Source organism: Enterococcus sp. AAFC-DPL-5182 (assembly GCF_058216605.1).
In genome coordinates this window covers 165,551-176,914 of record NZ_CM177101.1, presented here as the reverse complement: position 1 = coordinate 176,914, position 11,364 = coordinate 165,551, and the positions used below count along the sequence as shown (strand labels likewise).

Below are 11,364 nucleotides of genomic sequence, written 5' to 3'. Positions count from 1 at the left end.
TTTATATGAAGAAAAGAAACGTTTTACTGAAAATCTGCTCGCTACTATTGTTTTTAGGTTATTTTTCCGGTCTATTCACAGCCTCAAGCGCTTATGCTCAAGAAGATATCTTGACGATTACACAAAATGCAGGCTATCAAACAAATGAATTTTACAAACCTAAAGCATCGATCGTTATCGAAGCTCAAACGGGGCAAGTTCTTTGGGAAGATAATCCTGATTTAAAATGGAACCCTGCCAGTATCGCTAAATTGATGTCTGTCTACCTTGTTTTTGAAGCAATGGAGCAAGGCAAATTCACTTTAGATACAACCGTTAAAGCAACAGATAATGACCAAGCTATTTCACAAATTTATGAATTAAGTAATAATACGATTGTTTCCGGTGTAGATTATCCTGTTCGGGATTTGTTATATGCAACGCTGGTTCAATCATCAAATGTTGCAACCGTGATGTTGGCAAATCTAGTGACAGCGAATGATGAAGCAAAATTTATCCATATGATGAACGATAAAGCAAAAGAACTCGGCATGACTAATTCGACATTTTATAATTGTAGTGGTGCCGAAACAGGGTCTTTCAATGGTTATTACAAACCTGAAGGAATCGACCAAAATGCAGATAACGTGACGACTGCGCGCGATTTAGCTATTTTATCTTATCATTTATTAAAAAATTATCCAGATACTGTGACCTTTACAAGTCCGACCCAAATCACGATCATGGAAAATACGCCTTATGCTGAAGTTTTAGAAAACCATAACTATTCTTTACCAGGTCTTGCTTACGGTTATGAAGGCGCAGATGGCTTAAAAACAGGTTCAAGCCCAACAGGTGGTTTTAATTACGCCGCAACGGCTAAGCGAGAAGACACACGTTTGATCGAGATTGTTTTAGGTGTTGGTAACTGGGAGGATCAAGAAGGTGAGTTACAGCGTCACGCTTTTGGTAATGCAATTTTTGACCGAGCTTTCGCCACTTATGAATATAAAAAACTACTTTCTAAAGGAAATAACACAGTCAACCAAGAAGAAATTATTTTAGATCAAGATTTTTATGGTGTACTTCAGCGAAATACCGAACCAGCCTTTAATTTATCTGCTGATAAATTAACAGTTGAAACTGGACTTACTTCAGTCTCACCAACAATCAAGGCACCAAGCTCCAATTTCAAGTATGCAAAAAAATTAAAAGCATTACAAAATTCAACTCTTTTGAAAAACGTAAAGAAAAAAAATGGCTTATCTACCTTTTTCGTTAATGGCTTACTGATTATTCTAGGTCTCTTATTTATGGCATTAGCAAAACTATTTAGAAAAGAACCTATTGAAGCTAGCAGCTCCAAAAAATTCAGTCCCATATTTGCTTTAGGTATCCTATTTATTCTTGCAGGAGTCGTTTTAAGTATCTATACCGTAGTCGTTGGTCCTTGGATTTAGACAAAATAACAGCCACCCTATGAGTTTATCTCATTAGGTGGCTGTTATTTACTTATTCAAAAGAAATAGCGAAGGATCTCTCCTTCGCTATTTCTATCTTCACCAACATGACTTGGCAAAGAATATACTTTTTATAAGTTTCACACAAATTTGGGTAAGAAAGTTGGGTATTAGTAGTTATTTATCAGGGAATTATTTGTTTTTCTTTAATTGTTTGATTTCTTTTTCGATTTGATCGATTTGTTTGCCTAAAGCTTTTTGTTCGTTTTTATCACGTGATACTTTTTTCTTGTTGATCAATTCTTGTTTTTCTTGAATCAACGCATTGATTTTAGCTGTATTGTCTTCAACTGGTGTAGATGGTGCAGTTGTGCTTCCAGTTGAACCACCTGTTGAGCTACCATTTTTCAATGCTTGGATTTCACGTTCGATTTCGCCGATACGAATACCTAAAGCTTTTTGTTCGTTTTTATCACGTGATACTTTTTTCTTGTTGATCAACTCTTGTTTTTCTTGGATCAACGCATTGATTTTTGATGCTGTATCTTCTCCTGGTGTTGTCGGTGTTGTTGTGTTTCCTGTCGAACCACTTGTCCCGCCATTTTTCAACGCTTGGATTTCACGTTCGATTTCACCGATACGAATGCCTAATGCTTGTTGCTCTTGCCAGTTTGTGCTAACTTTTTTCTTGTTGATCAATTCTTGTTTTTCTTGGATCAACGCATTGATTTTTGACGCTGTATCTTCTCCTGGTGTTGTTGGCGTTGTCGGTGTTGTTGTATTTCCAGTTGAACCGCCTTTTTTCAATACTTGGATTTCACGTTCAATTTCACCAATGCGGATTCCTAATGCTTTTTGCTCTTGCCAGTTTGTACTAACTTTTTTCTTGTTGATCAACTCTTGTTTTTCTTGAATCAACGCATTGATTTTTGCAGTGTTATCTACAAGTTGTGCTGAGTTTGCATGTGCTTGAGTAGCAGTTGCTAAAAATCCTGATCCTCCGATTGATAAAGCTAAACCAGCAACTACTGCACCTTTTACAAATTTGTTCATTATAAATTCCTCCAATTTTTTTTGTTCGAATACTACTGTTCATATGATAATAGTTCCGATACACAGATTATACCCACAGATTTAAAAAAAGTAAACTATTATTTTATAAATAGTAGTATCAAAATTTTTTATAAGTATCGAAAAAAATGAAAAAAGCTTATGTATCAGTAGTTATAGCGCTTATTTTTATGGAGAATTAATTTTTCTAAAATAAAAAAACTAGTTTTTTTTCTTGAAATCAAGTAGAAAAACTAGTTTTGGCTATTAATTATTTTAATTGATTATTACATTGAACCTTTAAAAACACTTGCATTTTTTACAAAATAATCGACTCCTGAATAAATTGTAAATAGTAAGCAGACGTACAGCATGATTTGATCTAATGGAAAACCAATTGCTGCAAACGGAATATTATTGATGAATAATAATATAATAGCAACCATCTGTGTTGCTGTTTTTACTTTCCCCGGCCAAGCAGCAGCCATCACTTCGCCGCCTTCAACTAGTAACAAACGCAATCCAGTAACTGCTAACTCTCTACAAACAATGATCGCTACTACCCAAGTAGGCGCTTTTTGTTGTCCTACTAAAACGATAAAAGCAGTCATTACTAGCATTTTATCTGCTAATGGATCTGCAAATTTTCCAAAGTTGGTAACTAACCCTCGTGCTCGAGCAATTTTTCCATCTAGCCAATCAGTGATACTCGCTACCGCAAAGATGATTGCTCCAACTAACTGAGTAACTGCTAATGATGTGCCAGCTACTGTGATTGTCCCCCAATCCATAGGAATACTGACGACAGCGATAAAAATTGGAATCATAAATATTCGAATAACTGTTAATTTATTTGGTAAGTTCAATGCTTGTTGCCCCTCTCTTTTCTACCTTATTTTACGTTATCTCATAGAAGGTGTCACGGAAAAAGACACATTTTTAATTCTAAAGAGAGCCGTTTACATATATTGGATCACACTCTCAATAAATGAGCGAGAAAAATGCTTACAACGGTCGGCATCCCATCGCAAACTTTTCTCGCCCATCTTTCTATGAAAAATTATTTTTTCTATTGTGGTTGTTGAAATTCTTGTGATTGTTCTAGTTGTTGCGTTTGTGCATAAGCTAAATTCATATTGATATTTCTTGGCCCAATTCCTGCATTATTCGGATTAAACTCTGCTTTTTGACCATCTAATTTGAATTCCATATACTCAGATGCACCTAAACTTATGACCAATTGAGCTGTTCCTGCTGGTACCTCAACAGTTTTTGGCTGTCCAGGTTGAATTGTTTCTTGGTAAAAGTACCCATTATCATTGTTAGCTGCGGTCGCAATATACACACCGACCCAACAAGGTCCTGTCACAGCAGTAAACTCTAACTTGGCTGGCGTTGCAACATTAACAGCGCTCATGTTTACTGTCACACCAGATTCACTCTCAAATTTTACTTCTGTTGGTGCTTTTGGTTCCGACGAAGAACTAGTCGAAGTCGTTGTACTACTTGATACTGGTGCTTGACTTGATTCAGAACTTGATGTGGAATCTGTTTCTCTAATAATCTCAGAAGCTGGTGGTTGGATCATAGGCGATGCCTGACGATCTTGCCATGTAATGTAAAAAACAACGATTGCGATTGCCAAACCAATCAAAGAAAAAATAATGGCAGGCAAACTACGCATAAAGCGTTTAGTTGAGCTGTATTCATCGTACATCTGTGTCCGTGATTCATCTAATGTTTCGTATTGAATCGTTGTTTCTATGTCTTCCGGCTCATCTATCCCATCATAAATCTCGACTAATTCGTTACCGTCTAAGCCAACCGCACTTGCGTATTGACGAATAAACGCACGCACGTAAAAAGTCCCCGGCATGGAATCAAAATCATTTTCTTCTATTGCTATCAAATAGCGTTTTTGTGTTTTAGTAATTTGCTGCAGTTCATCTAATGTCATGTTTCGCTGCAGTCGTGCATCTCTTAATTTTTTTCCTATATTCACGCTGGCCACTCGTCCATCTTCTCCAGTCTCTCTAATTTATCAGTTTTGCCTAAATCGATTAGGCGATTTTTTAGTCGTGCAGCTTTTTTGTAAATAAGATAAAATACCTCTGAATAGATCCTTATCTAACTGCTTATTGTCTACTTTAAAGTTGATGTTCATTTTATGTAAAACATTTGAGTAAAAATAGCTCACTTCACCTGAATTACCTAAGTAATTAGTTGGAAATTTCTTTTCATTCAACTATTCTAAGGATAACATAAAAAAATACTGATGAGGATAACATTTTTGAAAGTTTTTAACTAAATATCGGACTTTTTTTATTTAACACAATTGTCACTTCACATACTCGCTTTTCTACTACAAAAGCTGATGATTCTTCTCGTTTATGAAAAGAATCATCCATGTAGAAAAATAAATCCTAGCTGTACTATTCGCTTTTAACTAAATAATTGTTATTTTTTAGGATACATATAAAAGCGGCTCAATCCCTCTTTGTTGATAAATGCTTGCGCCAAATTTTTCACATCTGCTAATTGAATGCTCTCAATCACTTCTGGTGTATCAAACAAAGTCGTTTCACCATAGAGTGATTGTGAAAATTGATTTGCAATATATTCTAGTGAATTTAATGATTGGAAGTACTTGCCAATCATTTTTTTCTTCAATAATGATAAATTTTCAGCTGTTACCTCAGAGCTGTTATCTGCAGTTAAAAGAATTTCTTCGATGCGCTCAGCCAAGTGTTCCGGCTGATCACTATCTCCACCAAAATCTGCAAAATGGAAGCTGCGGTCTAAATTAAATTCATAACCAAAGCTATCATCTAATAATCCTTCATTATACAAATTCAAGTAATTTTGTGACGTATTGCCAAATAGTAATTGGAACAATAGATTTGCCGTTGTTTTGTATTTAAGCAGTTCTTTTCCATCTGTTGGAACGTCATCTAGTCCCTTCAAGCCAACAATGACCTTTGAACGGCTGATAGCCATTTCGATAGAGCTTTCTTTAACAATATCTGCTGGTGTTTCTTTAGGGAAATGACGTTGGATCGGTTCAGCTTTGGCGAAATTTTTGGCAGACTGATTGTTACGGATAAACGCCATCATTTCTTCTGGTTCCATTTTTCCAACCACAAATAAGGTCATATTACTTGGGTGGTAAAAGGTGTTGTAACACGTATACAGATCTTCTGCAGTGATCTCACCAATACTCTCTACCGTTCCAGCTATATCAATGTGCAAAGGGTGTTTCGGGTAAAGATTGCCCAATGTTCCAAAAAATAAGCGCCAGTTAGAATCATCTAAATACATTTGGATCTCTTGACCGATAATGCCTTTTTCTTTATCAACTGTTTCTTTTGTAAAGTAAGGTTCTTGAACAAAATTCAATAACGTTTCTAAATTTTTCTCCACTTGATCTGTGGTCGAAAATAGGTAACTCGTTTTCGTAAAACTTGTAAATGCATTAGCAGAAGCACCTTGGCGACCGAATTGTTGGAACACATCGCCATCTTCTTTTTCAAACATTTTATGTTCTAAAAAATGAGCGATTCCATCAGGTACTTTTACAAAATCTGTCTCACCAATTGGCACAAATTCATTGTCGATCGAGCCATAGTTTGTCGTAAACAGACCATAGGTTTTGTTGTACTCTTTTTTCGGCAATAAATAAACCGTTAATCCATTATCCAAAACTTCTGTATAAAGAACTTCATTGATTTGCGGATATTCTTTTTTATTCATCGACTTTTTCTCCTTCCAAAAAGAAAATGGCTTGCAGTTGCACCAATTTCGCAACGCGTTGAATATCGGCTAATGTGACAGCTTCCATTCGGCGAATCCATTCGTCATCTTTTAAGCGAAGGTGAGGAATTAAATCATTCAGATATTCATTTTCTAAAACAGCACCTGCATTGTCTAAAGAAAGTAAATATTGATTTTTCAACATTGCTTTAGTTTGTTCGATTTCTAAATCTGTTACGTTTCCTTGACGAATATTTTCTAATTCTACTGAAATCAAGCGCAGAACTTGGTTACGATTTTTACCATCGATCCCAGTCTGAACACTTAAAAAACCACGGAATGTATCGATACTGCTTGATGCGTAATAGGCTAAATTTTCTTTTTCTCGGACATTCATAAATAATTTAGAATGCGGGAAACCGCCAAATACACCATTAAAAATCTGCAATGCAAAGTAATTTTCATCTCCATAATAAACGTCTGTATGGTAGCCTAAATTCAATTTTGACTGTGCTAATTTTTCTTGCTCAGAGCGTTCTTCGATCACATTTCTTGATGGCTGTGCATAAAAAATATCAGCAATCCCTGAGGATCTATCTTCAAACGGTAAGGCACTGAACAATGAAGCCACTTCAGCTTCCTCCACATCGCCAAGAACAAAGATATCAACTTGATCTTGTTGAATCATTTGCTTGTGATATGCCGCAATACTTTCAGCTGTTTCTTTTTCTAAATCTGCGACAGTCCCAAAACTTGGAATTTTTTGATCTTCAGATTGACCAAAATAAAGATTTTGTAAAGCCAAAGAAGAATAGACTTGCTTGTCTTCTGAAATACTTTCATAATAGGCTTTCAGATTTTCTTTTTCACGTTGGAACGTCTCTGTTTCAAATTGCCCATCAATAATATTTGGATAAAATAAAATTTCTTTTACAAAATCAGCAGCATCTGCTAGTACATGACTGTTTTCCAAGTACTTATCATTAACTAAATTCATCGATAGATTCAGCCAATGTAAATTGCCTTTTTTATTCACATTGATTCCAAAACTAGCACCATATAATTCTGCCAGTTTTTCACTTAATTTCACTTGATCTGGATAGTTCAAACTATTCGTTTCCATCAAACTGGATAAAAGTGTCCGTTTTGTGATCGTTTCTCTATTCAAACGCGTATTAAAACGTACCAAAATACGCACTGTCTTATATTTTTCTGTTGGAACAACATGTAAGTTGACCCCTTGTGCTAATGTGATCGGCATCTTGTCAGCTCCTCTTTGTTTTTTCATCATAATAAAGCCCAGTCTTAAATACAATCATCTGGACGTTTCTAAATGTTTTTTTAAGGTTTTTCTACGTCCATTTAATTATAGCACAGCTCAACTGTCTTTCCTTGATGTAAGAGTCTTTCATTTCAAATTTTTTATTTTTTTCTGTATACTGTATTTGAGAAAGGAAGGTTAAACTTATGATTAAAGAATTTAAAGAATTTATTATGCGTGGTAATGTTCTTGATTTAGCTGTTGGGGTCGTTATCGGTTCTGCTTTTACTGCTATCGTTACACAAATCGTTAATGGATTGATTACACCATTAGTTAGTCTAGTATTCGTATTGACTACTGGAGAAAAAAGTGCGGATGATGCTTTAGGCGCACTCGTTTTTCATGTAAAAGGTGTAGCATTTAATATTGGCGATGTAATCAGTGCTCTTATTACATTTTTAATTACTGCTTTTGTTTTATTCCTAATTGTAAAAGCTGTCAATAAAATGAAGAAAAAACCACAAGCTGAAGAAGAAGAAGAAGTTGTTGCACCTGCAACAGATGAGCTATTAGAGCAAATCCGTGATTTGTTGGCAGCACAAAATGCTGCAACGCTAAACAATGGTACAAAGGATAGCTCTGAAAATATCAAAAAGTAACTATCAACTAGCTTTATATCCATAACTTAACTTTCCTAACAAACATATATATGCTTATGTTTGTTAGGAAAGTTTTTGTTTTACAGTTCTATCTCCTTAAAACGTATACATTACTCTAATAATTCCTGTATACTTTATACTAAAGGAGGTAAATTCACATGAAAAAAAACTTGACTAAAATTGGCTTACCGATTTCCACACTTATCTTTTTGGGGATTTTTATACAATTAATCCAACCTCGCCTAGGAACATTTTTCATAAATTGTGTTGTAGGTCTCGCCTTTATAGTTTTTGGCTGGCAATTGAACATAAAAACAAATTGGTTCGCTCGCATTATTTTATTATTAGGTGTACTTTGGCTAGTATATTTATTTTTATATTATGTAACTGGGTTCAATAACCCTCATTTCTAAGTTCTATCCTTAACATTCAAATAAACAATAGTAAAAAGGGTGTGGGACAAAAGTAAAAATCACTTTTGTTTCACACCCTAAGTACAGATAAACGGTGGGAGCAGATAAACATTGTTGCACAATACCTACTTGGTTCTCGGGATTAAACACTTCTGTCCCATCCTCTTTTACTTCAATCTCATTTAATTTTTCCTCATATCAATATGAGGAATATCATCTTCCAAATACACTTGCGAAATTGCTTCAAACCCAAAAGCTCCGTAAAAATTTGTCAAGTGAGCTTGCGCCCCAATAATAATTGGTCGATTTGGATAGTTCGCTTCTATGACTTTCAGTGTTTCTTCTACAAGCTTGTTGCCTAATTTTTTCCCACGGTAATCAGGATTGACGATTACTCTGCCAAAAGTCACTGTATCTCCTTTATCGATGATTCGTGTATAACCCATTATTTCCGAGCCGTCTTGAAGCCAAGTGTGCAATGCCTGTTCATCAGATTCATCAACTTCTTGATATGGACAATTTTGCTCAACAACAAATACAGCAATACGCAATTTGACAATTTCAAAAAATTCTTTCGTCGTTAGTTTCGCAAATTCTTTGACATGATAATCCATTCTGGTAACCTCCACAATTAAATTAGTAACAAGAACCCCATTTTCTTATTCAGTCATTTTTAACGTTCCTGGGCCAGACCGATACATAATTTTAACACTTTCACTAGCCATTGCTGGATACAAAAAATCAATCAACACAATGTCCCCGCTAGATACAGATTCTTTTCCTAGCTGAATCATTGTTCCTTCTGACGATTGCTTAGAATCTAGTGTATAAACATACTCTTCTTTTTCTCGTAAATGATCGATGTATTGCTCCATTTCCTTTTCACTGATACTTCCAGCTTTATACGTCAATGTCGTTGTGCGAACTTTATTTTTTATTTCGCTATTCGTGCCGACAATTTTTTTCTCACCGACTACCGAATAAATCGAAGGAACCTTATCCTCATTGATTTCAATTTCCTCTGCCGTACTCGAAGCACATCCAACCATTAACATACTTATCATAACCAATAACCCAACCTGAAAAACTTTTTTCACTGTTATTCTCCTTTTATTTTCCATATTTTCACCATTTATTATATCATAAACAAAAACATCTAAAACCCGACAATTTAGTCAGTTTTAGATGTTTAGTTCATTAAGTAAACAGTTGTACACCGTTCCATAAATTCAATAACAACACCAAAAGAATCACGATTTGATATACTTGAGTAACACGTTCAGAAGAAATTTTCCCGCTGATCAATGCACCCACAAATCCACCTACAATAGCAGCTGGAATCACGTAAAACAAAATTGATAGATCAAACCGTCCAAAACCAGTCGATTGGGCAATTGTAAATAATTTTGCTGCCTGTGAAAAGAATATCGTAATAATCGAATAAACGGTAGCTTCTTTGATTGGAATGCCAAAACATAACATCAACAAGGCCACATTGATCGGTCCGCCGCCGATTCCCAATAAAGTAGAAATAAATCCTAAAAACAATCCCACACTCACATACCATATTGGGTGAGACAACTCAAAAGACCGTTCATTGCCAATCTTCGTATAGAAATAAGCAAACAGCAACGTTATGATCGTCAGAATGATTTGGATCAACTGAACATATTTTTCATCAGAAAACACCCTTAATAATGATTCAAAGACCGTATTCCCCAAAATCCCCCCTACGACTGAACCTAAAGAAACAAATACAGCGATCGGTATCTGCAATTGTAGACCGTTTTTCATTTGCCTTAACGTCGAGACAATCGACATAGTAAAGACTGCTACACTAGAATAAAAAGAAATAGCGGCTAGTGGATGGAAGTGTAGCGTATCTAGCACAGGCTTGATAATTACGCCGCCTCCCATTCCAGAAATCGCGCCAACTGTATTCGCTAAAATAATGACAATAAAATAGATGATTCCTATATACACAATTATTTCATCTCCTAAAAAGTACTCTGTTTTTCTTTAGGCTTTTCTTCGTCTAGCAAAATCGACAAATTTAAATTTATCTAATCGATGTCTGGATTCCGTATATTCAAAACAACGCGTATCTTCTAAGCTGACCACACTACGGACAACCACTACATGAGCATCTTCATGAATGTCCATCAACCTCTGATCATCTTCAGTGACAGCTTCTACTGTGATCTCTTTTTGCGCATAACTGATGGCCAAACCTAAATCATTTTCAAAGTAATCATAGATAGAGTCTGCCGCACGCTCTTTTGGCAACTCATGAATGATTTCTTTTAATAAATAATCAATATCAACAATTACGACTTCCCCATCTATTTCCCGTTGACGAACCAGACGCCACACGGCCGCCTCTTTCTTCCAGCCAGTCAAACGCGCTAAAGATTCACTAACTTTTTCTTCCTTTAGCTCCACAACTTTAGTTAGGCTATGTATTTGCTGAGCATTTTGTAATTCCTTATAACTGATAACACCCGAAATCGGTAAATCAAATTTTCTAACATTTAAAACAATCGATCCTTTTCCTTGTTTCTTTTGGATATAGCCTGCATTGATTAATAAATTCAGCGCTTTGCGAATTGTTTCTCTTGAAACTGAATATTGCTCTACCAATTGATTTTCACTTGGGAGCAGCGTTCCAGGTTGATAATCTCCTTCTAAAATCCCTTTTTCAAGTTCTAAAAATATATCATGAAATTTATTCATGTCCATCCCTCCACCCTAGGATACTCAAAGAAAATGATAGCACATTCTTCCTTAAAAAA

Annotated in this window: 12 protein-coding genes; 3 read left to right on the top strand and 9 right to left on the bottom strand. The window is 35.4% G+C overall.

The features are described 5' to 3' along the window. Positions 1–5 precede the first annotated feature (5 nt). A complete protein-coding gene (locus AC4BB7_RS00825; RefSeq protein WP_086315058.1) occupies positions 6–1,439 on the top strand; it encodes a DUF1958 domain-containing protein in 1,434 nt (477 codons plus the stop codon). Positions 1,440–1,631: 192 nt separating this feature from the next. Here AC4BB7_RS00825 and AC4BB7_RS00820 read toward each other — a convergent pair whose 3' ends face one another. The 5 genes from AC4BB7_RS00820 to yfmF form a co-directional block, all read right to left on the bottom strand. After that, positions 1,632–2,492 carry a hypothetical protein gene (locus tag AC4BB7_RS00820; RefSeq protein WP_490484071.1) on the bottom strand — a complete coding sequence of 287 codons (861 nt, stop codon included), beginning with the start codon at positions 2,490–2,492 and terminating at the stop codon, positions 1,632–1,634. Positions 2,493–2,776: 284 nt separating this feature from the next. Next, a complete protein-coding gene (gene pgsA, locus AC4BB7_RS00815) occupies positions 2,777–3,355 on the bottom strand; it encodes a CDP-diacylglycerol--glycerol-3-phosphate 3-phosphatidyltransferase (RefSeq protein ID WP_086315055.1) in 579 nt (192 codons plus the stop codon). A gap of 203 nt (positions 3,356–3,558) precedes the next feature. After that, on the bottom strand, positions 3,559–4,491 hold the full coding sequence (locus tag AC4BB7_RS00810) for a helix-turn-helix domain-containing protein (RefSeq protein WP_490484070.1): 933 nt from the start codon (positions 4,489–4,491) through the stop codon (positions 3,559–3,561). Between the two features lie 455 nt (positions 4,492–4,946). After that, positions 4,947–6,239 (bottom strand): EF-P 5-aminopentanol modification-associated protein YfmH, encoded by a 1,293-nt coding sequence (gene yfmH, locus AC4BB7_RS00805; RefSeq protein WP_490484069.1) that lies wholly within the window; start codon positions 6,237–6,239, stop codon positions 4,947–4,949. Next, positions 6,232–7,500: an EF-P 5-aminopentanol modification-associated protein YfmF gene (gene yfmF, locus AC4BB7_RS00800; protein WP_490484068.1), complete on the bottom strand. Its 1,269-nt coding sequence runs from the start codon at positions 7,498–7,500 to the stop codon at positions 6,232–6,234. Before yfmF ends, yfmH begins: the two co-directional genes overlap by 8 nt. Before the next feature lie 206 nt (positions 7,501–7,706). On the opposite strand from yfmF, the gene mscL reads away from it, so the two are divergent. Then, positions 7,707–8,159: a large conductance mechanosensitive channel protein MscL gene (gene mscL, locus AC4BB7_RS00795; protein WP_086315046.1), complete on the top strand. Its 453-nt coding sequence runs from the start codon at positions 7,707–7,709 to the stop codon at positions 8,157–8,159. Positions 8,160–8,317: 158 nt separating this feature from the next. Further along, positions 8,318–8,572, top strand: a complete 255-nt coding sequence (locus AC4BB7_RS00790) for a hypothetical protein (protein WP_490484067.1) — start codon at positions 8,318–8,320, stop codon at positions 8,570–8,572. Positions 8,573–8,754: 182 nt separating this feature from the next. On the opposite strand, the gene AC4BB7_RS00785 is transcribed toward AC4BB7_RS00790, so the two are convergent. From AC4BB7_RS00785 to treR, 4 genes are all read right to left on the bottom strand, one after another. Beyond that, positions 8,755–9,186: a GNAT family N-acetyltransferase gene (locus tag AC4BB7_RS00785; protein ID WP_490484066.1), complete on the bottom strand. Its 432-nt coding sequence runs from the start codon at positions 9,184–9,186 to the stop codon at positions 8,755–8,757. Positions 9,187–9,231: 45 nt separating this feature from the next. Beyond that, entirely contained in the window at positions 9,232–9,669 is a 438-nt protein-coding gene (locus tag AC4BB7_RS00780) for a hypothetical protein (RefSeq protein ID WP_490484065.1), read from the bottom strand. A 100-nt stretch (positions 9,670–9,769) separates the two neighbouring features. Then, the gene (locus AC4BB7_RS00775) at positions 9,770–10,555 is read right to left on the bottom strand and encodes a sulfite exporter TauE/SafE family protein (protein WP_086315038.1); all 786 of its coding nucleotides are present in this window, start codon (positions 10,553–10,555) and stop codon (positions 9,770–9,772) included. 36 nt (positions 10,556–10,591) lie between these two features. Continuing rightward, a complete protein-coding gene (treR, locus tag AC4BB7_RS00770; RefSeq protein ID WP_490484064.1) occupies positions 10,592–11,305 on the bottom strand; it encodes a trehalose operon repressor in 714 nt (237 codons plus the stop codon). Positions 11,306–11,364 lie beyond the last annotated feature (59 nt).